Annotated in this window: 20 protein-coding genes; all 20 read left to right on the top strand. The window is 65.1% G+C overall.

Translation table 11 applies throughout. From position 1 onward, the window contains the following. Positions 1-4 precede the first annotated feature (4 nt). The 20 genes from LOY26_RS15185 (at position 5) to LOY26_RS15090 (ending at position 21,297) form a co-directional block, all read left to right on the top strand. Positions 5-634 carry a nuclear transport factor 2 family protein gene (locus LOY26_RS15185; RefSeq protein ID WP_186664456.1) on the top strand — a complete coding sequence of 210 codons (630 nt, stop codon included), beginning with the start codon at positions 5-7 and terminating at the stop codon, positions 632-634. A gap of 9 nt (positions 635-643) precedes the next feature. Further along, a complete protein-coding gene (locus LOY26_RS15180; protein ID WP_258713738.1) occupies positions 644-1,705 on the top strand; it encodes an alkene reductase in 1,062 nt (353 codons plus the stop codon). 36 nt (positions 1,706-1,741) lie between these two features. Further along, on the top strand, positions 1,742-3,604 hold the full coding sequence (locus LOY26_RS15175) for a long-chain-acyl-CoA synthetase (protein ID WP_186664332.1): 1,863 nt from the start codon (positions 1,742-1,744) through the stop codon (positions 3,602-3,604). Beyond that, a complete protein-coding gene (locus LOY26_RS15170) occupies positions 3,597-4,685 on the top strand; it encodes an MBL fold metallo-hydrolase (RefSeq protein WP_258713737.1) in 1,089 nt (362 codons plus the stop codon). Before LOY26_RS15175 ends, LOY26_RS15170 begins: the two co-directional genes overlap by 8 nt. 72 nt (positions 4,686-4,757) lie before the next feature. Continuing rightward, on the top strand, positions 4,758-6,434 hold the full coding sequence (locus LOY26_RS15165) for a DUF1302 domain-containing protein (RefSeq protein WP_408980775.1): 1,677 nt from the start codon (positions 4,758-4,760) through the stop codon (positions 6,432-6,434). Between the two features lie 193 nt (positions 6,435-6,627). After that, complete coding sequence (locus LOY26_RS15160) at positions 6,628-7,839, top strand: thiolase family protein (protein WP_186664326.1); 1,212 nt, start codon at positions 6,628-6,630, stop codon at positions 7,837-7,839. 5 nt (positions 7,840-7,844) lie between these two features. Further along, positions 7,845-8,792, top strand: a complete 948-nt coding sequence (locus LOY26_RS15155) for an OB-fold domain-containing protein (protein ID WP_186664323.1) — start codon at positions 7,845-7,847, stop codon at positions 8,790-8,792. 167 nt (positions 8,793-8,959) lie between these two features. Further along, positions 8,960-9,865, top strand: a complete 906-nt coding sequence (locus LOY26_RS15150; protein WP_186664321.1) for a VOC family protein — start codon at positions 8,960-8,962, stop codon at positions 9,863-9,865. Continuing rightward, entirely contained in the window at positions 9,862-10,737 is an 876-nt protein-coding gene (locus LOY26_RS15145; RefSeq protein WP_186664319.1) for a CoA transferase subunit A, read from the top strand. The genes LOY26_RS15150 and LOY26_RS15145 overlap by 4 nt, the downstream gene beginning before the upstream one ends. Positions 10,738-10,748: 11 nt before the next feature. Beyond that, on the top strand, positions 10,749-11,546 hold the full coding sequence (locus tag LOY26_RS15140; RefSeq protein ID WP_186664317.1) for a CoA-transferase subunit beta: 798 nt from the start codon (positions 10,749-10,751) through the stop codon (positions 11,544-11,546). 15 nt (positions 11,547-11,561) lie between these two features. Further along, positions 11,562-12,473: an enoyl-CoA hydratase gene (locus tag LOY26_RS15135; protein WP_258713736.1), complete on the top strand. Its 912-nt coding sequence runs from the start codon at positions 11,562-11,564 to the stop codon at positions 12,471-12,473. Continuing rightward, a complete protein-coding gene (locus tag LOY26_RS15130; RefSeq protein ID WP_186664313.1) occupies positions 12,470-13,579 on the top strand; it encodes a nitronate monooxygenase family protein in 1,110 nt (369 codons plus the stop codon). The genes LOY26_RS15135 and LOY26_RS15130 overlap by 4 nt, the downstream gene beginning before the upstream one ends. Before the next feature lie 18 nt (positions 13,580-13,597). Next, positions 13,598-14,350, top strand: coding sequence for an enoyl-CoA hydratase family protein (locus LOY26_RS15125; RefSeq protein ID WP_186664311.1), 753 nt, complete (start codon positions 13,598-13,600; stop codon positions 14,348-14,350). 9 nt (positions 14,351-14,359) lie between these two features. Next, on the top strand, positions 14,360-15,520 hold the full coding sequence (locus tag LOY26_RS15120) for an acyl-CoA dehydrogenase family protein (protein WP_186664308.1): 1,161 nt from the start codon (positions 14,360-14,362) through the stop codon (positions 15,518-15,520). Positions 15,521-15,529: 9 nt separating this feature from the next. Next, the gene (locus tag LOY26_RS15115) at positions 15,530-16,588 is read left to right on the top strand and encodes an acyl-CoA dehydrogenase family protein (RefSeq protein ID WP_186664306.1); all 1,059 of its coding nucleotides are present in this window, start codon (positions 15,530-15,532) and stop codon (positions 16,586-16,588) included. 3 nt (positions 16,589-16,591) lie between these two features. Then, positions 16,592-17,743: an acetyl-CoA C-acetyltransferase gene (locus LOY26_RS15110; protein WP_258713735.1), complete on the top strand. Its 1,152-nt coding sequence runs from the start codon at positions 16,592-16,594 to the stop codon at positions 17,741-17,743. Positions 17,744-17,775: 32 nt separating this feature from the next. Further along, positions 17,776-18,654 carry an SDR family oxidoreductase gene (locus LOY26_RS15105; protein ID WP_258713734.1) on the top strand — a complete coding sequence of 293 codons (879 nt, stop codon included), beginning with the start codon at positions 17,776-17,778 and terminating at the stop codon, positions 18,652-18,654. A gap of 160 nt (positions 18,655-18,814) precedes the next feature. Beyond that, the gene (locus LOY26_RS15100) at positions 18,815-19,600 is read left to right on the top strand and encodes an SDR family oxidoreductase (protein ID WP_186664300.1); all 786 of its coding nucleotides are present in this window, start codon (positions 18,815-18,817) and stop codon (positions 19,598-19,600) included. Positions 19,601-19,609: 9 nt separating this feature from the next. Beyond that, positions 19,610-20,080 (top strand): MaoC family dehydratase, encoded by a 471-nt coding sequence (locus LOY26_RS15095; protein WP_186664297.1) that lies wholly within the window; start codon positions 19,610-19,612, stop codon positions 20,078-20,080. 8 nt (positions 20,081-20,088) lie between these two features. Beyond that, positions 20,089-21,297: an acetyl-CoA C-acyltransferase gene (locus LOY26_RS15090; RefSeq protein ID WP_186664295.1), complete on the top strand. Its 1,209-nt coding sequence runs from the start codon at positions 20,089-20,091 to the stop codon at positions 21,295-21,297. Positions 21,298-21,424 lie beyond the last annotated feature (127 nt).

The raw sequence follows: 21,424 nt of genomic DNA, 5'->3' as shown, positions 1-21,424 counted from the left end.
GAGTATGGAGCCGAACCTGTTGTTGGCACGCATCGAGCGCCTCGAGTCGATCGAAGAGATCCGCCAGCTGGCCGCTAAGTACTCGCTGTCGCTGGACATGCGCGACCTCGACGCACACGTCAACCTGTTTGCCGAAGACATCCGCGTGGGCCGCGAGAAGGTCGGGCGTGCGCACCTCAAGGCCTGGGTCGACACCACCCTGCGTGGCCAGTTCAGCGGCACCTCGCACCACCTGGGCCAGCACCTGATCGAGCTGCTCGACGCCGACCACGCGGTGGGTGTGGTGTATTCCAAGAACGAGCACGAGACCGGCCCGGAGTGGGTCACCATGCAAATGCTCTATTGGGATGACTACGAGCGCATCGAGGGCCGCTGGTACTTTCGCCGCCGCCTGCCGTGCTACTGGTATGCCAGCGACCTGAACAAACCGCCGATCGGCGAGCGCAAGATGCGCTGGCCAGGGCGTGAGCCCTATGCCGGCACCTTCCATGACCTGTTCCCGTCCTGGGCCGAGTTCTGGGCGCATCGCCCCGACAAGGCACAGCTGCCGGACGTGGCCGCTGCGGCCCCGCTGGAACACTTTCTGGCCACCCTGCGACGCGGCGCCTCGGCGCCGAAAATTCGCGTGCGCTGAGGACCCCCGATGAGTCTTTTATTCGAACCGGTGCGCCTCGGTGAGCTGGCGCTGGCCAACCGTATCGTCATGGCCCCGATGACCCGCAGCCGTGCCACCGACCAGGCGGTACCCACGGCCGAAATGGTCGACTACTACCGCCAGCGTGCCAGTGCCGGGTTGATCATTGCCGAAGGCACCGCGCCGTCTGCCGATGGCCTGGGTTATTGCCGCACACCGGCGATCTACAACAGCGCGCAGATTGCCGGCTGGCGCAAGGTGACCAGCGCTGTGCGCGAGGCGGGCGGGCAGATGGTGTTGCAGTTGATGCATGTAGGCCGCGCGGCCAGCTGGCTGAACAAACCGGACGGGGCGCGCACGCTGGCGCCATCGGCGATACGCGCACGGACCCAGCTGTTCAGCGACAGTGCCGGCCTGGTGGACACCGATGAGCCGCAGGCCATGACACCGGAAGACATCGCCCTGGTGATCGAGCACTACCGCCGTGCGGCGTTGGATGCCCGTGAGGCGGGGTTCGAAGGGGTCGAACTGCACTGTACCAGCGGCTACCTGCCGATGCAGTTCATGGCCTCGGGCAGCAATCAACGCACCGACGGCTATGGCGGCTCGGTCGAGAACCGCGTGCGCTTCCCGGTCGAGGTGCTCAAGGCCATGAGCGCGGCCATCGGTGCCGGGCGTGTGGGGGTGCGCCTGTGCCCGGGCAACCCTTACAACGACATCAGCGACGCCGACCCGGCCGCTACCGCTGCTGCCTTGTGCCGGGCCGTCGACCCCTTGGGCCTGGCCTACCTGCACATCATGCGCTCGCCCCTGGCCGAGCTGGACGCCTTCGCCCTGGCGCGGCGCCACAGTCGCAGCGGGCTGGTTCTCAATGACGGTTTCGATGGCCCCTCGGCGGCGGCTGCCTTGGAGGCAGGGCAGGGCGTGGCGGTGTCGTTTGCCCGGCACTTCATCGGCAACCCAGACCTGGTGGCACGCCTGCGCGCAGGCCTGCCGCTGGCGGGGTTCGACCGCAAGACACTTTATACGAAAGGTGCGCGAGGCTATTCGGACTACCCGAATCACGCCTGAGCGCCTGCATGAACAGCCGGTTTTTCGGAGGTAGGGATGAACAATTTCAATAACGCCAGCCTACGGTCCAGTGTCGAGTTCGGCCCCGTGCCGCGCGAGCAGACGCAGGCCATCCTTGATCGCCGGGCCGAGGCCAGCGCACGGATCAAACCGGCCGACCGCTACACCTTGGCCGACCGGGTGGAAGAGCAGGCGCTGCGTCATGCGGACCGGCCCTTCATTATCTATGGCGAACAGCGGCTGAGTTACGCCCAGGTCAACGCCGAGGCCGACCGTTTGGCCCATGTGTTCCACGCCCGCGGCCTGCGCCCGGGTGATGTGTGTGCGTTGGCCATGGAGAACCGCCCGGCGTTTTTCTGCTGCTGGTTCGCCCTGGCCAAGCTGGGTGTGGTGGTGGGGTTCGTCAATACCCAGGTCAGCGGCCAGCCGCTGGTGCACGCGCTGCACGCCATCGCGGCCAAGGCGGTGATCGTGGGCGAGGAGGTGCTCGGCAACTTTGTCGCCACCGAAGGCTTGCCGACGCTGCCCCTGTGGTTGGCGGCGGACAGCGAACGCCCCTGGGCCGGGGCATTGCCGGGCAACCTCGATACGGGCTTGAGCCAGGCCTTGGCCAACGCCCCGGCCACGCCGTTCCCGCGTGACCTGCGCGCCAACCTGCCGGCAGAAACGCCCAGCTTGCTGATCTTCACCTCGGGCACCACCGGTTTGCCGAAGGCGGCGCGTTACAGCCACATGCGCTGGATGTCGACGGGCGACATCATGGAAGTCACCTTGCAAACCACGGCGCACGACGTGTTCTATTGCTGCCTGCCGCTGTACCACGGTGCGGCCGCCACCTCGGTGACCTCCACGGCACTGAAGACGGGCGCGGCAATCGTTGTGCGGCGCAGGTTCAGCGTGCGCGAGTTCTGGAAGGACGTACGCGAGCACCAGATCAGTGTGTTCCAGTACATCGGTGAAATCTGCCGCTACCTGCTCAACCAGCCTGAGGTGGCGGACGAGCGCGAGCATGGCCTGCGCTGCATGCTGGGGGCAGGGCTTTCACGCGACACCTGGCAACACTGGGTGCAGCGCTTTGGTGATATCCAGGTGTTCGAGGGCTGGGGCTCGACCGAGTCCAATGCCAACCTGGTCAACGTCGACAACTACCTGGGTGCCTGTGGACGGGTACCGTTCTGGGACAAGAGCAACCTGCGCCTGGTGCGCTATGACGTGGAAACCGACAGCCACCCACGGGACGAACAGGGTTTCTACCAGCTGTGCGAGGTGGGCGAAGTCGGCGAGGCCCTGGGCTTTATCATCGACCACCCGGAAATCGGTGGCGGTCGTTTCGAGGGCTATACCTCGGCCGAGGCGACGGCCAGCAAGATCCGTCGCAACGTGTTCGCAGAGGGTGATGCCTACTGGAGCTCGGGGGACCTGCTGCGCTATGACGAAGACGGCTACTTTTATTTCGTCGACCGTGTGGGCGACACCTTCCGCTGGAAGAGCGAGAACGTCTCGACCCAGGAGGTCGCTGCCGCTCTGGGCGATTTCCCCGGCCTTGAACTGATCAATATCTATGGTGTGCGCGTGCCTGGCCAAGAGGGGCGGGCGGGCATGGCCGCAGTACTGATGCAGCCTGGGCAGTGCTTTGACCCGGCCGCGTTCTATGCCTTGACCGAACAGCGCCTGCCGCGCTATGCCGCGCCGGTGTTCGTGCGGGTGTCGGCCGCCGCCGACCTGACCAGCACCTTCAAGTTGCGCAAGGTCGACTTGCAGCGCCAGGGCTATGCGCCCTCGGCGTTCAGCGACCCGTTGTTCATCCGCGACGACAGCAGCCGCAGCTACGTGCCCTACAGCAGCGATGTACTGGCCAGCCTCGGCCTGGCTGCCTTCGCCGGTGATGCCCGTGAGTAGCCTCGACGCGCACGGCCACGAATGGCGTGCAGGGCTGCGCTTTCCGTGGCCCACGCCGCCCGCCAACGGTGAAGTGCAAGCCGTCGCCGAAGGCGTGCTATGGCTGCGCATGCCACTGCCGTTCGGGCTCGATCACATCAACCTGTACCTGCTCAAGCATGCACAAGGCTGGGTCGCGGTGGATACCGGGCTCAATAACAGGCAAACCCGCGACGCCTGGGAGCGGGTGTTCGAGCAGGTGCTGGGCGGGCTGCCATTGCTGGCGGTGATCTGCACGCACTTTCACTCCGACCATGTCGGTGTGCTCGGTTGGCTGACCGAACGCTTTCGCTGCCCGGTGTTCATGAGCGCCAGTGAGTACCAGGCCATGCACCAGCTCGGTGCCAACAACGACCCCAGCAGCAGTTGGGCCTTTCGTCAGCATTACCGCAGGGCGGGCTTGAGCACCGAGCAGACCGAAGCGCTGTTCCCGTTGCTGAACTCGGCGCATTTTCGCCCGCAAGTGCCCACCAGTTTTCACCGCTTGAGCGAAGGCAGCGAACTGAACATTGGCGGGCGCCGCTGGCAGGTGCGCATTGGCCGTGGCCATTCGCCGGAGCATGCCTGCCTGTACTGCGCCGAAGACCAGTTGCTGATTGCCGGGGACCAGGTGCTGCCGCGTATCACGTCGAGTGTCTGCGTGCAGGTGACCGAGCCGGATGCCAACCCGCTGCGTGAATGGCTCGACTCCATCGAAGGGTTGCGCGGCGTACCGGATGACGTGCTGGTACTGCCGGCGCACGAGCGGCCCTTCTTTAACCTGCACCTGCGCCTTGACCAATTGCGTGACCACCACCTGGTGCATCTGCAGCAACTGCTGGACGCCTGCACAGCGCCGCGCAGCGCAGTGCAGCTGATGGCGGTGCTGTTCCCCAAGGTGAACGGGCAATTCGATGAACTGATGGCCCTGGGCGAGACCCTGGCGCACCTCAATTACCTGATTGCCCAGGGGCAATTGGGGCGTGAAGAAATCGACGGGGTGTTCCGTTACGGGCGCACGCCGGTGGGTGCCGTTGCTCGGCCTGTGCTGGGGCAGCTCTGAGCAGCGGGTGAACGAGACGTGGTGTTGTTGCACTCAAGCGCGGCCACTGGGCCGTAAAACGGGAGAGGCATGGTGACGAATAAAAACAACAAGAAAGGTGCTGGCCCACGCGTTCCGGGCGTCGCGTTGTCGGGGCTGGTGGTGGCGATGGGGCTGGTGGCGACGCCAACCTGGGCGGGCGAAACCATCGAGTTCGACAACGGTGCAACGCTGGACTGGACCGTGACCACCAGCTATGGCCTGGGGGTGCGTCTGGCCAGCCCGGACAAGGACCTGTTGACGCTGAACGCCGACGACGGCGACCGCAACTTCGACAAGGGCAGCCTGGTCACCAACCGCATTGGCGCCCTGGCCGAGATGATCCTGCGCAAGGACAACTACGGTGCGGTGCTGCGAGCCAGTACCTTCTATGACGATGTGTACCACCGCAGCAACGACAACGATTCGCCGGGCACGGTGAACAAGGACGGTGACTTCAACGAGTTCACCAGCGACACCAAGTACTACAGCGGCGGGCGTAGCAAATTCCTCGATGCCTATGTGTTCGGTGGCTGGCGTTTCGCCAATGACTCGATGCTCGATGTGAAGGCGGGCCGGCATGTCGAGTCCTGGGGCGAGAGCTTGTTCTATCCGGGCGTAAGCGGTGTGCAGAGCCCGTCCGATGCGGTCAAGGCGGCGCAACCGGGCGTCGAGGTCAAAGAAGTGCTGTTGCCGGTCGGGCAGGTCTCGGCGTCTTATCGCCTCAACCCGCAACTGAGCTTTGGCGCCTACGTGCAGTACGAGTGGCTGGGCACAGAGCTGCCACCGGTGGGCAGCTACCTGTCCACCAGCGATGTGGTCGGGCCGGGGCGCGACTTTATCCTGGGGGCCGATGGCTCGCGGATCAACTACCGGGGTACCGATGAGCCGCGCGATAGCGGGCAGTGGGGCGTGCAGGTGCGGTTTCGCCCGGTGCAGGCATTGGAGCTGTCGCTGTTCCATGTCAACTACCACGACAAGAACCCAGCGACTGCCTTGGTGGGGTATCGCGTCAATCCGGCCGGGCCTGGCGTGTTTTTCGGTAGCCCGGACGGTTACCGGATCACCTACTTCGAGGACATCAAGCTGACCGGTGTCAGTGCGTCGACCAAGATCGGCGAGACCCAGGTGGGGGCCGAGTGGTCGTACCGCGACGGTGCGCCGGTGATGGTCAACACCGGCCTGGGGCCTACCCCGGCACGTGGCAAGGGCCAGCAGATGCAGCTTTCGGCCATCCGCATCCTCGGCGACCGGCCGTGGGCCAGCCAGACGTCGCTCACTGCCGAAATCGTCCATGTACGGGTCGACAGCGTCGATGAGGCGTCTGCGGCGCCGAACCTGCTGGGCTTGGGCAACAGCTTGATCCCCTCCATGCGCCCGTTGGTGCAGCCGTCGGACGACTACACCTACAAGACCGCATCGGGCTGGCGTAGCAAGACGGCCAGCGCCTATACCGTGGGTGCGTCGTTCAGTTACCCGGGCGTGTTCGAAGGGTGGGACCTGGAGGTGCCGGTGAACTTCTCCAACGTGTTCAGTGGGGCCACGCCGATGGCAGGCACCATTTCTGGGCTGCAGGGGGATCGTCGGCTGAGTGTGGGGACGACCTTCAAGTACCTGGGCAACCTGGAAGTCGCGCTGCGTGTGACCAGCTACCTGGGGGATGCCGACCCGGTCAAGCGCTTACTGGCGGACCGTGATTATGGGTCGTTTTCGGTGAAGTACAGCTTCTGAGGTGCTTGGCTTGGGGGCAGTGGGGCGGCGCTCGATCTCACAGGCGCTGAAAATGCATTGGCGAACCCCAGTTAGCCCCCCCACCATCCCCAACCTTCCCCTAATCAAAACGGACGATTACCCGCTCCCCCCAACTGTGTCATCGTCACCCCACAACAAAAACCTGATTCACAAGCCTTCGAGCGAGGGATACATGGGTCTGAAAGGTCATGCGGCGATTGTAGGCGCCGCCCAGTACAAACCAGAAAAATACGCCACCGCGCCGAGAATGTTCCACCTCGAACAAGTCGCCGATCTTGCCGCGCAAGCGTTGCAAGACGCGGGCCTTCGCGCCGAAGACCTCGACGGCCTGGTGATCAATGGCCCGCATTTCCACGAGGCGTCGGTATTCGTGCCGGCCATGGCCGCCGAGTACCTGGGTCTGAGCGTGAACTTCGCCGAAGTGGTCGACCTCGGCGGTTGCACTTCCGTGGGCATGGTATGGCGCGCCGCTGCCGCCATCGAGCTTGGCTTGTGCCAGGCGGTACTGTGCGTACTCCCCGCACGGCTGGCGCCGATGGGGCCGGATGAAGACCCTGGCGCCATGGCCCGCGCCATGCGCTACGGCGGGCACAGCACGGCGTTTGGCGCCCCCGAGGCGGAATTCGACCTGCCCTACGGCCACATGGGCCAGAACACCGGCTATGCGATGATCGCCCAGCGCTACGCCGCGCAATACGGCTATGACCCGCAGGCGCTGGCCAAGATCGCGGTCGACCAACGCACCAATGCCCTGGCCAACCCCCAGGCCATGTTCCACGGCCAGCCCTTGAGCATCGAACAGGTGCTGGCCAGCAAGCGTGTGGCCGACCCGCTGCACATTCTGGAAATCGTCATGCCGGTGGCCGGTGGCGCAGCGCTGATCGTCGCCTCCAAGGAGGTGGCCGCCCGGGCGCGCAAACGGCCGGCGTTCATTACCGGTTTTGGTGAACACCTGGCGTTCAAGTCGCCTTCCTATGCCAAGGACATGCTCGACACCCCGATTGGCCCCGCGTCACGTCGTGCGTTCGACATGGCCGGGCTCAAGCCTGGCGATGTGCATGCCGCGCAAATCTACGACTGCTACACCATCACCGCCTTGCTGACCCTGGAAGATGCCGGGTTCTGTGCCAAGGGCGAGGGCATGCACTTTGTCCGTGAACATGACCTCACCTGGCGCGGCGACTTTCCGATGAACACCCACGGTGGCCAGCTCAGCTTCGGCCAGGCGGGGGCAGCGGGGGGCATGTCGCAGGTGATCGAGGCGCTGACGCAGATCAGTGGCGAGGCCGGCGAGCGGCAGCTCAAGCGCTGCGACAGCGTGTATGTCTCTGGTACCGGTGGGGTGATGAGCGAGCAGGCCGCGTTGATTCTTCAGGGAGCATGACCAGCATGTCGAACAATAAGCCAATGCCGGTGCCAACCGAGATTTCGGCACCGTTCTGGGAGGGCCTGAAGGCACAGCGGCTGTTGATCCAGCAGTGCACTGCCTGCGACCACTGGGTGTTCTACCCACGCCGTCATTGCCCACGCTGCCTGGGCCATGCCCTGAGCTGGCGTGAGGTCAGCGGTGGCGCCAGCCTGTACAGCTTTACCGTGGCGCGGATTGCCACCTTGCCGGACTTCGTCGATGAGATGCCGCAGATGCTGGCGGTGGTCGAGCTGGATGAAGGGGTGCGGATCAACACCACGCTGGTGGGGCTGGACGAGCAGGCGATCAAGGTCGGCATGCGCCTCAAGCCCGTGTTTGCCGAAGTCGATGCCCAAGGATCGCGCTTGCTGCGTTTCACCGGCCTGGGCAACGACCCATTGCCGCTGCAACGTTGGGCAGGCGCCCAGCAGGTGCACGCCGAAGCCACCCCCGAAGCGCCCCCCGTGCGCAAAGTGGCCATGGACGATGAGCCGGCACTGCAAAGCCTGGTCAGCGAAACCTTCACCGGCTGGAGCAACGAGATCGTTGTCGACCAGGCGTTGATCGACGCGTTCGCCAGCCTCTCGGGCGATGACTACTGGATTCACACCGACCCGCAGCGCGCCCGCAAGGAGAGCCCGTTTGGCGGCACCATTGCCCACGGTGCGCTGGTGCAGGTGTTGCAGTCGCGGCTGAAACTGCCGTTGGGCTTCGAGATCACCGGCTTCAGCACCCTGGTCAACTACGGCTCCGACCGCCTGCGTTTCCCGGCACCGGTGCCAGCAGGCTCGCGGATCCACGCGCGGGCCAGGGTCAAGCAGGTGGCGCAGGGCAAGCGTGGCATGCAACTGACCCTGGAGGTGAACACCCACGTTGTCGGCAGCGAGCGCCCTTCGGTCATCAATGACCTGGTGATCCTGTACCTGTAGGCGCCGGCAATGACGGCACGGGGGCGCGCTGCGCCCCTTTTGCTTTTGCCCGGCGCCGGTTTGTTTTCCCACTCCGATCAGTTGCTTAGTCTCAACGGACGATGAGGCAATGGCTTGCCCTCAGCACAATGGACTTCATCAAAGGTCCAGTCGTTGGGGAGCAAGGCATGATGGATATCCGGGGTCTGAGCTACTTCGTCGCTCAAATCGAAAACCTCAGTCAATGGCAACGTTATGCCGAAGACGTGCTGGGCATGATGGTCACGCCAGCACCCGGCGGCGGTCTGTACGTGAAAATGGATGAGCGGCCCTTTCGCATGTTGATCGTCGAAGGCGCCGAGGCGGGCTACCTGGCGTCCGGTTGGGAGCTGGCCAGCGAACGCGCGTTCAACGCCGCGCTGCGCTCGCTGGACGAGGCTGGCGTGCACTGGGAAGCCGGCAGCGCCGCCGAGCTTGAGCAGCGTGGCGTGCAAGCCCTGGCGTGCGTGGTCGACCCGTCTGGCAACCGCCACGAACTGAGCTGGGGCCACCGCTCCGATTGCCTGCCGTTCGTGTCGCCACAAGGTGTGCCGTGCTTTCTCACCGGCGACATGGGCCTGGGCCACACCGTGCTGCCTGCCCCGGACTTCGACGCCACCGTGGCCTTTGCCAAGGACGTGCTCGGCTTCGAGCTGTCGGACATCTTCAACTTCCGTCCGGACCCGGCGGCAGCACCCATCCGCATTCACTTCCTGCACTGCCAGAACAGCCGCCATCACTCCTTGGCTCTGGCCGAGTTCGCCGTGCCTTCGGGCTGTGTGCACGTGATGGTGGAAGTCGACTCGATGACCGAGGTCGGCCGCGCCCATGACCGGCGCCAGGCCCACCAGGTGCCATTGTCGGCCACCCTCGGCCAGCACCTGAATGACCGCATGACCTCGTTCTACATGAAAACCCCGTCCGGCTTCGACCTGGAGTACGGCTACGGCGGCCTGCAAGTGGACTGGGCCGAGCACTCGGCCTTCGAATTCACCCGCGTGAGCGTGTGGGGGCACGATTTTTCGGTCGGCCAACAGCAAGGAGATACGCAATGAACAAGCAAATGACAGCGGCCGATGCGGTGGCCCAACTGCGCGATGGCATGACGATCGGCTTCGGCGGCTGGGGCCCGCGGCGCAAGCCCATGGCCGTTGTGCGCGAGATCCTGCGCTCTGCGGTCAAGGACCTGACCGTGGTGGCTTACGGTGGCCCCGAGGTGGGCATGCTGTGCGCGGCAGGCAAGGTCAAGAAGCTGGTGTTCGGCTTTGCCACGCTCGATGCCATCCCGCTGGAGCCTTACTACCGCAAGGCGCGTGAAGCCGGCGGGCTGGAGCTGCTGGAGGTCGATGAGGGCATGTTCCAGTGGGGCCTGCGTGCCGCAGCCATGCGCCTGCCGTTCCTGCCCACCCGCTGCGGCCTGGCCACGGACGTGACAACGCTCAACCCTGCGCTGAAAACCATTCAGTCACCCTATGCCGATGGTGAAGTGCTGCTGGCCATGCCGGCGCTGAACCTGGATGTGGCCTTTGTCCACGTCAATGTCGCCGACCGCTTGGGCAACACCCTGCTGACCGGCCCGGACCCGTACTTCGATCACCTGTTTGCCCGTGCCGCGCAACAGTGCTTCGTGTCCTGCGAGCAGCTGCACGAGCGCCTGGAGCTGACAGCCGAACAAGCGCGCGGCAACACCTTTGAGCGTTACCTGGTCAGCGGCGTGATTCATGCACCGTTCGGCGCCCACCCGACCTGCTGCCAGCCCGAGTACGGCTGGGACCTCAACCACCTCAAGCAGTATGCAGCCAGTGCCGCAGAGGCGGGGGGCTGGCAGGCCTATGTCGACGCGTTCGTGGTTCCGGGCGAGTCGGCTTATCACGACAAGAATGGCGGTGCCGCACGCATGGGCGCGTTGCCCCTGCCGGTGTTCTGAGGAGTATGAACATGACGAACCCCTGTGATTTCACCCTCGCCGAACTGTTGATCGTCGCCGCCAGCGAGGCCTGGCGCGACAATGGGGAATGGCTGGCTTCGGGCCTGGGCGTGGTGCCGCGCCTGGGCGCGAGCCTGGCCAAGCTCAGCCACAGCCCGCAACTGCTGATGACCGACAGTGAGGCCTTCCTGGTGGAAGAGCCGATCCCGCTGGGGCCGCGCGGTGACTACGTGCCGAAGTACTCGGGTTACCTGAGTTTCGAGCGCGTGTTCGAGTGCGTCTGGGGCGGGCGCCGCCACGCCATGATCGGCCCGACCCAGATCGACCGGTGGGGCCAGAGCAACTTGTCCTGCGTGGGCGACTATCACCAGCCCAAGGCGGCCATGCTCGGCGTGCGTGGCCTGCCTGGCAACAGCATCAACCACATCAACTCGTTCTTCGTGCCTAACCATAACACCCGCGTATTCGTCAGCGGCGAGGTGGACATGGTGTCTGGCGTCGGCTTCAAGGCCGAGCGCTGGCCGCAGGGCGTGCGCCGTGACCTGATGGATATCCGCCGCATCGTCACCGACCTCTGCGTGATGGACTTCGAAGGGCCGGAACGCGCGGTGCAGGTGCGCACCTTGCACCCTGGGGTGAGCTTTGAAGAGGTGCAGGAGAAGACCGGTTTCCCGCTGCTCAAGTCGCCAGCGCTGATGGAAACCGCACCACCGACGCCTGCGCAACTGGCCCTGATCCGTCGGCTTGACCCCCACGATTACCGCAGCGCGGCGATCAAGGGCAATCCGCCTGGCATCCGTCAGGTGTAGGGGAGGGAGGTGAGCATGAACAGCCCTGACAGTGAATTCGTCCAGCGTGAAGACCACGCGGTCTATGAAACGCAAGAACCGGTGCTGTACAGCGTGGCCGACGGCATTGCCACGCTGACCCTGAACCGGGCAGCCTTCAATAACGCGCAAAACTCGCAGATGACCTACGCGCTGGATGCGGCGCTGCGCCAGGCCGTCGACGATGACGGCGTCAAGGTCATCGTGCTGCGCGGGTCGGGCAAGCACTTTTCCGCGGGCCATGACATCGGGACGCCCGGGCGTGACATCAACCGACCGTTCGAGCGCGCCCACCTGTGGTGGGACCACACCAACAAGCCGGGCGGCGAGCAGCTGTATGCACGTGAGCAGGAGGTGTACCTGGGCATGTGCCGGCGCTGGCGCGAACTGCCCAAACCGACCATCGCTATGGTGCACGGCGCCTGCGTGGCGGGCGGGCTGATGCTGGCTTGGGTGTGCGATTTGATCGTCGCCAGCGACGATGCCTTCTTCCAGGACCCGGTGGTGCGCATGGGCATCCCGGGGGTCGAGTATTTCGCCCACCCCTATGAGCTGAACCCGCGCATCGCCAAGGAGTTTCTGTTTACCGGCGACCGCATGGGCGCCGAGCGCGCCTACCAGATGGGCATGGTCAACCGGGTGCTGCCGCGCGCAGAGCTGGAGCAGGGCACCTACGCGCTGGCGGCACACATTGCCCGTCAGCCGCGCATGGGGCTGGCCTTGACCAAGCAGGCGATCAACCACGTCGAAGACCTGCAGGGCAAGCGTACGGCGATGGATGCCGCGTTTGCCTGGCACCACTTTGCCCATGCCCACAATGAACTGCTCAGTGGCGACAAGCTGGGCGGCTTCGATGCCAAGGCCATGGCCCAGGCCAACAAGCAGGCTGCCAGTGGAGAGCAGGCATGAGCCGCTGGATGAACACGCCATTGACCGACGCGTTGGGCTGTCGTTACCCGATTGTGCAAACCGCCATGGGCTGGGTGGCCGATGCCAACCTGGTAATTGCCACGACCAAGGCCGGCGGCTTTGGTTTTCTGGCCGGGGCCACCATCGCCGCACATGCCCTGGAGGGCGAGATCAACAAGGTGATTGCCGCCACCGGTAGCCGCAACTTTGGCCTGAACTTCCACATGTTCCAGGAAAACGCCGCGCAGTGCGTCGACCTGGCCATCCGCCACCGCCTGCGTGCCGTGAGCTATGGCCGTGGGCCAGACCAGCAGACCATCGCCCGCTTCAAGGCTGCCGGCGTGCTGTGCATCCCCACCGTGGGGGCACTCAAGCACGCGATCAAGGCCGTGGCGCTGGGCGCAGACATGGTCACCATCCAGGGCGGCGAGGGCGGCGGCCACACCGGGGGCGTGCCCAGTTCGATCCTGCTGCCGCAGGTATTGAACGCCGTGACGGTGCCGGTCATTGCCGCCGGGGGGTATTCCACCGGCCGTGGCCTGGCAGGTGCCCTGGCAGCAGGCGCCGTGGGCATTGCCATGGGCACGCGTTTTCTGATGAGCCGAGACTCGCCCACGCCCTCGACCACCCTGGTGCACTACCTCAACGTCAACGACCCGCAGCGGGTGCGGGTGACCACCGCTGTCGATGGCATGCGCCACCGCATGATCGACAACCCGTACATCAACCGACTGGAACAGGCCGGGCCGCTTGGGCGCTTGGGCATTGCCCTGCGCAGTGCCTGGAAGTGGAAGCAACACACCGGCATGAGCCTGGCGCACCTGGTGTCGGTGCTGCGTCAGGCCCTGGCAGAGGACCCTGGCGCGGTCTCGCAGGCGGTGATGGCGGCGAATCAGCCAGTGCTGTTGCAGCGCTCGATGATCGATGGCGTGCCGGACGAGGGCATTTTGCCCAGTGGCCAGGTCGCGGCCGCGATTGGCGAACTGAAAACTTGCCAGCAGGTGATCGACGAGATCGTCCAGGAAGCCGAGCAGTGCCTGGAGGCGTTGCTGGCCCGCCATCGCGACCAGGACCTGCCTGAGCCGTTAATTGAATTGCCCCGCTGAGCCTTGGAGAGAACCACCGTGAATCAAGCATTTACTACACAAATCGAGGCGGGCATTGCTGAACTGGTGCTCGCCAAACCGCCGGTCAACGCCCTCGACAGCCAGGAGTGGTTTGACCTGGCGCGGCACGTCGAGGCACTGGGCAACGACCCGCAGGTGCGGGTGATCGTCATCCGTGCCGAGGGCCGCGGCTTTTGCGCAGGCGTCGACATCAAGGAGCTGGATGCCCACCCCGAGCGGATCGTGGCGGTGAACGCCGGTAACTACGCCGCGTTCAAGGCGGTGCATCGCACGCCGGTGCCGGTCATCGTCGCCGTGCATGGTTTTGTGCTGGGTGGCGGCATTGGCATCACCGGGGCGGCCGATATTGTCGTCGCCTCCGAGTGCGCCAGCTTTGCCTTGCCTGAAGTGGACCGCGGCGCCATGGGCGGCGGTGCGCACCTGCAGCGGTTGTTCCCGGTGCAGAAGGTGCGCTACCTGTTTTTCACCGGCGACAAGATCAGCGCGGGCGAGGCAGCGCAGTACGGCTTTATCGAGCGTGTGGTGCCGCGCGAGCAACTGCGCGAAACCGCCCTGGAAATCGCCGCCAAGATAGCCGCCAAGAGCCCGGCGATGATCCGTATTGCCAAGGAAGCCCTCAACGGCATCGAAGACGGCAACCTGGAAGACAAGTACCGCTGGGAGCAGGGCTTCACCCTTCAGGCCTATACCAGCCCGGATTCCGCCGAAACCCGCCGCGCCTTCGTCGAAAAACGCGACGCGAAGTTCTGAGAGAGCGCCATGGAACTAGCCTATACCGCAAAGCAGAAGGCCTTCCGCCAGGAAGTCCGTGAATGGCTGGCCGCAAACCTGCCGACCAGCCCCCTGGGCAGCTACGACACCCGTGAGGGCTTCGAGCAGCACCGCGCCTGGGAGGCCAAGCTGTTCGAGCATCGCCTGTCGATGGTCATGTGGCCCAAGCACTTGGGCGGGCGGGGATGTGACCTGATCGAGTGGCTGATTTTCGAGGAAGAGTACTACGGCGCCGATGCGCCGATGCGCGTAAACCAGAACGGCCAGTTGATGCTCGGCCCGACCCTGATGGAGTTTGGCACCGAGGCGCAGAAGCAACGGTTCTTGCCGCGCATGGCCTCCAGCGTCGACATGTGGGCGCAGGGCTGGTCAGAGCCCAATGCCGGCTCGGACATGGCGGCGATTACCAGCAAGGCCATTCGCGACGGTGACCACTACGTGCTCAATGGGCAGAAGACCTGGTCCAGCCGGGCGCTGTTCGCCGACTGGCTGTTTGGCCTGTTCCGCAGCGATCCGCACTCCAGCCGGCACCATGGCCTGTCGTTCATCACCGTACCGCTCGACTCACCGGGCGTGACCATTCGCCCGATCAAGGCACTCAACGGCAAGAACACCTTCGCCGAAGTGTTCTTCGACGACGTGCGGGTGCCGGTGGAAAACTGCATTGGTGAAGAAGGCCAGGGCTGGCAGGTGGCAATGGCCACCGCCGGCTTCGAGCGTGGCTTGCTGTTGCGCTCGCCGGCGCGGTTCCAGGCCACGGCGCGCAAGTTGGTGCAGCTGTACCACGCTAACCGGGAAAGCGCAGACCGTGACCCGAGCATCCGTGAGGCGGTGGTCGAGGCCTGGCTGGGCGCCGAAGGCTATGCGCTGTCCTCCTACCACACCGTGGGCCGCTTGAGCCGTGGCGCGCAGATCGGCGCCGAATCGAGCATCAACAAGATCGTCTGGTCCGAACTTGACCTGAAGATGCATGACACCGCCATGCGCATCCTCGGCGCCCACGGCGAGTTGTTGAGCAGCGCCCCGCAAGCGGTCGCGGGGGCCTGGCTCGAAGGCTTCCTGTTTGCCCAGGCCGGGCCGATCTATGCCGGTACCAACGAAATCCAGCGCAACATCATCGCCGAGCGGATGCTCGGCCTGCCGAAATAGGAGCCGGCCATGGACTTTACCTTTACCGATGATCAGCTCACGTTTCGTGAGGCCATCAGCCGTTTTCTGATGACCGAAGCCGCGCCGGAGATGCTCCGCGAGATCTGGGAAACCGACGTGGGCCGTTCTGCCGACCTGCGCGGCAAGATCGCCGAACAGGGCTTGACCGCCTTGTCGGTGCCCGAACAGTTCGGCGGCCTGGGCATGGACGATGTGGCCTGGTCGTTGATGACCCAGGAGCTGGGGTATTACGCCATTCCCGATTCACTGGCCGATACCGCCTATGTGGTTACCGGCCTGCTCAACGGCCTGCCCGCCGAGCACCCGGTGAAAGCCAGCCTGTTGCCGCGCATCGCCGAAGGCAGCGTGCGCATGGCCATCGGGCACCCGATCAACCCCTTGGTGCCCGATGCGCCTGTGGCCGAGTGGCTGATACTTGCCCACGGCGATGAGGTACATGCGGTGCCGCGTGCACAGGTGGATGTGCAGGCCAACGCCAGTATAGATGCCTCGCGCCGGCTCGGAAAGGTCAGCTGGCAGCCAAGCCCCGATACGCTGTTGATCGGGGGGGAGCAAGGCCGCGTGTTGTGGGCCGAAACCTTGAACCGCGGCGCTTTGTCGGTTGCCGGCCAGTTGCTTGGCCTGGCCCAGCGCATCCTTGACTTGTCGGTGGACTACGTGGCCCAGCGCAAGCAGTTCGGCAAGCCGATCGGCAGCTTTCAGGCGGTCAAGCATCACCTGGCCGATATCGCCAGCAAGATCGAGTTCGCCAAGCCCGCGCTTTATCGCGCCGCCTACGCATTGGCCCACGGCGAGCGGGGCGCCGATGTGTATGTCTCGCAAGCCAAGCTGGCCTGTTGTGATGCCAGTTGGCTGGCGGCGCGCCATGGCATCCAGGTGCATGGCGCGATGGGTTACACCTGGGAGGTGGACCTGCAGATGTTCATGAAGCGCGTCTGGTCGCTTGACCCGTCATGGGGTGACCGCGCCACCCACAAGGCCCGCGTAGCCGCCTATGTACTCAGCGATCAGGCCCGGCTTGGGCCGGGCGCCACCTTCGAGGAATGAGCCATGCCCCAAGCCTATATTGTCGATGCCCTGCGTAGCCCGACCGGCAAGCGCAAAGGCAGCCTCGCCGATGTGCATGCCATCGATCTGGGTGCACATGTGTTGCAGGCCCTGGTCGAGCGCAATGCAATACCGGCCGAGGAGTATGACGATGTGATCTTCGGCTGCGTCGATGCCATCGGCTCGCAAGCCGGTGACATCGCCCGCACCAGTTGGCTGGCTGCCGGCCTGCCGCTGAATGTGCCGGGTACCACGGTCGACCGCCAGTGCGGTTCGTCTCAGCAGGCGCTGCACTTTGCCGCCCAGGCAGTGATGAGTGGCACCCAGGATGTGGTGGCGGTGGGTGGGGTGCAGACCATGACCCAGATCCCGATTTCGTCGGCCATGCTGGCCGGCCAGCCCTTGGGTTTCAGTGACCCGTTTTCGGGCAGCAAGGGCTGGCAGGCCCGCTTCGGCAGCCAGCCGGTCAACCAGTTCTACGCCGCGCAACGGATTGCCGATCACTGGCAGCTCAGCCGCACCGACATGGAAGTGTTCGCCCTGGAAAGCCATCGGCGTGCGCTGGCAGCAGCCGATGCCGGCTACTTCACCCGCGAGATCGTGGCCTGCCAAGGCCTGGCACACGACGAAACCCCGCGTGTCAGCAGCCTGGAGAAGATGGCCAGCCTTGAGCCGGTTAGCCCGGAATACCCCTCGATCACGGCGGCCGTCTCCAGCCAGACCTGCGATGCCTCGGCGGCCTTGCTGGTGGTGTCAGAGGCCGCGCTCAAGCGCTACAACCTGACGCCCAGGGCGCGTATTCATCACTTGTCGGTACTGGGCGATGACCCGATCTGGCACCTCACCGCGCCAATTGCCGCGACCCGCGCGGCGTTGAAGAAGGCCGGCATGCGCATGGCCGACATCGACCTGGTGGAGATCAACGAAGCGTTCGCGTCGGTGGTCATGGCCTGGGCCAAGGAGCTCGACTACGACCCGGCCCGCACCAACCTCAACGGCGGCGCCATTGCCCTTGGCCACCCGCTGGGCGCCACTGGCGCACGCTTGATGACCACCTTGCTGCATGCGCTGGAGCGCACGGGCGGGCGCTATGGCCTGCAAACCATGTGCGAAGGCGGCGGCCAGGCCAACGTCAGCATCATCGAACGGCTCTGAAGCCGCTAACACTCAGCAACAGGAGCACTCCCATGGCAATCTGTGAAGGCCGTACCGTGATTATCACCGGCGCCGGTGGCGGGCTGGGCCGCGCCTATGCGTTGGCGTTCGCCGCCGAGGGCGCCAATGTCGTGGTCAACGACATCCGCCGCGAGGCTGCCGAGGCGGTGGTGGACGAGATACACACGCGGGGCGGCCAGGCCATCGCCAACGACGACGATATCACCACCCTGAGTAGCGCGCAGCACATCGTCGACGCCGCGCTGGCGGCGTTTGGCGAGGTGCATGTGCTGGTCAACAATGCCGGCATCCTGCGTGACCGCATGTTCATCAGCCTCTCGGAAGAAGACTGGGACCTGGTGATGCGCGTGCACCTCAAGGGGCATTACTGCCTGGCCAATATTCTCGGGCGGCGCTGGCGTGACCTGGCCAAGGCCGGTACACCGGTACCGGCGCGGATCATCAACACCAGCTCCGGCGCGGGCTTGCAAGGCTCGATCGGGCAGTCCAACTATGCCGCCGCCAAAGGCGGCATCGCCTCACTGACGCTGGTACAGGCCGCCGAGCTTGGGCGCTATGGCGTCACTGCCAACGCCCTGGCCCCGGCGGCGCGCACGTCGATGACTGAAAGTGCCATGCCCGACATGGTCAAAAAGCCCGACGACGACAGCTTCGATGCCTGGGCGGCCGAGAACGTCGCGCCCTTGGTGGTGTGGCTGGGCAGTGCTGAATCCGGGCATGTCAGCGGTCAGCTGTTCGAGAGCCAGGGCGGGCGGATTTCCCTGGGTGATGGTTGGCGAACCGGGGTGACCCGCGACAAGGGCGCGCGCTGGCAGGTCGGCGAGGTGGGCGAAGTGGTTGCCGCCATCTTGCACGAAGCGCCCAAGGCGCAGAAGGTCTGGGGCGCCTGAAGCCCCAAAGGTGCAGGCGTGGGGCAACCCCGCGCCTGTGTGCGTCAGCCCGCTGCAAAACCCAGCCCGCAATGCCTTCCCCCGTCCGTTTTGACGATGTGCCCGATGGCCTCGGGCTTTATACCTGTCGGCAACCTGTATTCCGTCAGAGGTAGTCATCGTGAAGCAAGCCCCTCCCTATGTACCCGGCCATCAGCTGTTGGCCGGTAAATCCGTACTCATCACTGCTGCGGCAGGTGCCGGTATCGGCTATGCCGCTGCCAGGCGCTGCGCCGAAGAAGGCTGCCGGGCGTTGATGATTTCCGATGTGCACCCCCGCCGGCTGGAGCAGGCGGTCGAGCAGCTGAAAGCCGAAACCGGGCTACAGGCGGTGTATGGCCAGCTGTGCAACGTCACCATCGAGGATGAGGTGCAAGCCCTGGTGAGTGCCGCCGAACAGGCCCTGGGCGGGGTCGATGTGCTGATCAACAACGCAGGCCTGGGTGGGCAGAAGCGCGTCACTGCCATGAGCGATGAGGAATGGCTGCGGGTGCTCGACGTGACCCTGACCGGCACCTTCCGCATGACCCGCGCGATGTTGCCGCACATGGAACGGCGCGGTACTGGCGCCATCGTCAACAACGCCTCGGTGCTCGGTTGGCGTGCACAGAAGGAGCAGGCCCACTACGCCGCCGCCAAGGCCGGGGTCATGGCGCTGACCCGCTGCAGTGCCCTGGAGGCCGCCGAGTACGGCGTACGCATCAACGCCGTGGCACCGTCGATTGCCTTGCATGCGTTTTTGAAGAAGGCCGCCAGCGAAGCATTGCTGGCCACGCTGGCCGATCGCGAAGCCTTCGGCCGCGCCGCCGAGGTGTGGGAGGTGGCCAACGTGATGGTGTTCCTGGCCAGCGATTACGCCTCGTACATGGTCGGCGAAGTGCTGTCGGTCAGTTCACAACAGGCGTGAGGGCAAGCCATGAGCACACGATTCAGTAATGCCACGCAGCTGCTGGCGGCCCAGGGCCTGAACCTGGGCGTGACCGACTGGCTGGAGATGACCCAGGCGCGGGTCAACCTGTTTGCCGAGGCCACCGGCGATCAGCAATGGATACACGTCGACCCCGAGCGCGCCGCCAGCGGCCCGTTCGGCGGTTGCATCGCCCACGGCTACCTGACCCTGGCCCTGGCCAACCTGTTCATGCCGCAACTGATGGCCATCGACAACCTGGCCATGGGGGTGAACTACGGCACCGACCGCGTGCGTTTCCCGGCAGCGGTGAAGGTGGGTGCGCGGGTACGCGGCCAGGGCCAGGTCGTCAGTGCCGAAAGGGTCGGCACGGCAGTGCAGGTGGTGGTGCGCATCAGTATCGAGATCGAGGGCGCCGAGCGCCCCGGCTGCGTGGTCGACACCATCAGCCGCTACACCTTCAACCCCACGAGTGAGTGAGCCTGAACATGAGCATGAATGACGTAGTGATCGTTGCAACTGCGCGTACCGCATTGACCAAGTCCTTCCGTGGCGCGTTCAACGACACCGAAGCGCCGGTACTGGGTGGCCATGTAGTACGTGCGGTGGTCGAGCGCGCCGGTATCGAACCGGGGGCGGTCGATGACGTGATCATGGGGGCGGCCGTGCAGCAAGGTACCCAGGGTTACAACATCGGCAGGCTGTGCGCCTACACCGGCGGCCTGCCTGACAGCGTGCCCGGCATGGCCCTGGACCGCATGTGCGCGTCTGGGCTGATGAGTATCGGCGTGGCGGCGAAGAACATCATCGCCGGTGAAATGAGCATTGTCGTGGCCGGTGGCGTCGAGTCGTTGTCGCTGACCCAGAACAAGCACAAGAACACCTATCGCAACCAGTCCGAGGCGGTGCTGGCCTGCATGCCCAGCGCCTACATCCCGATGATCGAAACCGCCGAAATCGTCGCACGCCGCTACGGCATCAGCCGCGCCGCCCAGGATGACTATGCACTGCAAAGCCAGCAGCGCACGGCTGCGGCGCAGCGTGATGGCCTGTTCGTGGATGAAATCGTGCCCCTACAGGCGCACAAGCTGCGCTTCGACAAGGAGGGCCAGCCAGACGGCCACGAGCAGGTGCTGGCCGATCGCGACGAGTGCAACCGCCCCTCGACCCGGGCCGAAGACCTGGCGGCATTGAAGCCGGTGTGGAAGAACGGCCAGTGGGTAGCGCAAGGCGAGTTCATCACCGCCGGCAACGCCTCGCAGTTCTCCGACGGCGCTTCGGCCAGTTTGCTGATGAGCCGCGCCCAGGCCGCTGAGCATGGCCTGCAGCCTCTGGGCATCTACCGAGGTATCGCGGTGGCCGGTTGCGCCCCAGAGGAGATGGGCATCGGGCCCGTGCTGGCGGTACCCAAGTTGCTCAAGCGCTTTGGCCTGTCGGCCGCCGATATCGGCTTGTGGGAGATCAACGAAGCCTTCGCTTGTCAGGTGCTGCATTGCCGCGACGCCTTGGGGATTGACCCGCAACGCCTGAACGTCAACGGCGGCGCCATCGCCATTGGCCACCCATTCGGCATGTCGGGGGCGCGCATGGTCGGCCATGCCCTGCTTGAAGGGCGCCGCCGGGGCGTGCGCTACGTGGTGGTGGCGATGTGCATCGGCGGCGGCATGGGGGCGGCGGGGCTGTTCGAGGTCTGCTGACCAGGCTCTGCTAACCAGGACTTGCCTGCTTGGCGCCGGCTTAGGCCATTTGGACGATGTACCGGCAGCCAAGCAGACGGACTATCTACACACCTCAGTCACGACCCGTTGCGCGCACTGCACCTCG

Source organism: Pseudomonas sp. B21-047 (assembly GCF_024748775.1).
Classification (GTDB): domain Bacteria; phylum Pseudomonadota; class Gammaproteobacteria; order Pseudomonadales; family Pseudomonadaceae; genus Aquipseudomonas; species Aquipseudomonas capeferrum.
This window is presented reverse-complemented; position numbering and strand designations above follow the sequence as displayed.

Excerpts from the sequence above, each read along its gene's own strand:
- LOY26_RS15185 (WP_186664456.1), top strand. The coding sequence starts at position 5 with ATGGAGCCGAACCTGTTGTTGGCACGCATCGAGCGCCTCGAGTCGATC.
- LOY26_RS15180 (WP_258713738.1), top strand. The coding sequence starts at position 644 with ATGAGTCTTTTATTCGAACCGGTGCGCCTCGGTGAGCTGGCGCTGGCC.
- LOY26_RS15175 (WP_186664332.1), top strand. The coding sequence starts at position 1,742 with ATGAACAATTTCAATAACGCCAGCCTACGGTCCAGTGTCGAGTTCGGC.
- LOY26_RS15160 (WP_186664326.1), top strand. The coding sequence starts at position 6,628 with ATGGGTCTGAAAGGTCATGCGGCGATTGTAGGCGCCGCCCAGTACAAA.
- LOY26_RS15155 (WP_186664323.1), top strand. The coding sequence starts at position 7,845 with ATGTCGAACAATAAGCCAATGCCGGTGCCAACCGAGATTTCGGCACCG.
- LOY26_RS15150 (WP_186664321.1), top strand. The coding sequence starts at position 8,960 with ATGATGGATATCCGGGGTCTGAGCTACTTCGTCGCTCAAATCGAAAAC.
- LOY26_RS15145 (WP_186664319.1), top strand. The coding sequence starts at position 9,862 with ATGAACAAGCAAATGACAGCGGCCGATGCGGTGGCCCAACTGCGCGAT.
- LOY26_RS15140 (WP_186664317.1), top strand. The coding sequence starts at position 10,749 with ATGACGAACCCCTGTGATTTCACCCTCGCCGAACTGTTGATCGTCGCC.
- LOY26_RS15135 (WP_258713736.1), top strand. The coding sequence starts at position 11,562 with ATGAACAGCCCTGACAGTGAATTCGTCCAGCGTGAAGACCACGCGGTC.
- LOY26_RS15130 (WP_186664313.1), top strand. The coding sequence starts at position 12,470 with ATGAGCCGCTGGATGAACACGCCATTGACCGACGCGTTGGGCTGTCGT.
- LOY26_RS15120 (WP_186664308.1), top strand. The coding sequence starts at position 14,360 with ATGGAACTAGCCTATACCGCAAAGCAGAAGGCCTTCCGCCAGGAAGTC.
- LOY26_RS15115 (WP_186664306.1), top strand. The coding sequence starts at position 15,530 with ATGGACTTTACCTTTACCGATGATCAGCTCACGTTTCGTGAGGCCATC.
- LOY26_RS15110 (WP_258713735.1), top strand. The coding sequence starts at position 16,592 with ATGCCCCAAGCCTATATTGTCGATGCCCTGCGTAGCCCGACCGGCAAG.
- LOY26_RS15105 (WP_258713734.1), top strand. The coding sequence starts at position 17,776 with ATGGCAATCTGTGAAGGCCGTACCGTGATTATCACCGGCGCCGGTGGC.
- LOY26_RS15095 (WP_186664297.1), top strand. The coding sequence starts at position 19,610 with ATGAGCACACGATTCAGTAATGCCACGCAGCTGCTGGCGGCCCAGGGC.
- LOY26_RS15090 (WP_186664295.1), top strand. The coding sequence starts at position 20,089 with ATGAGCATGAATGACGTAGTGATCGTTGCAACTGCGCGTACCGCATTG.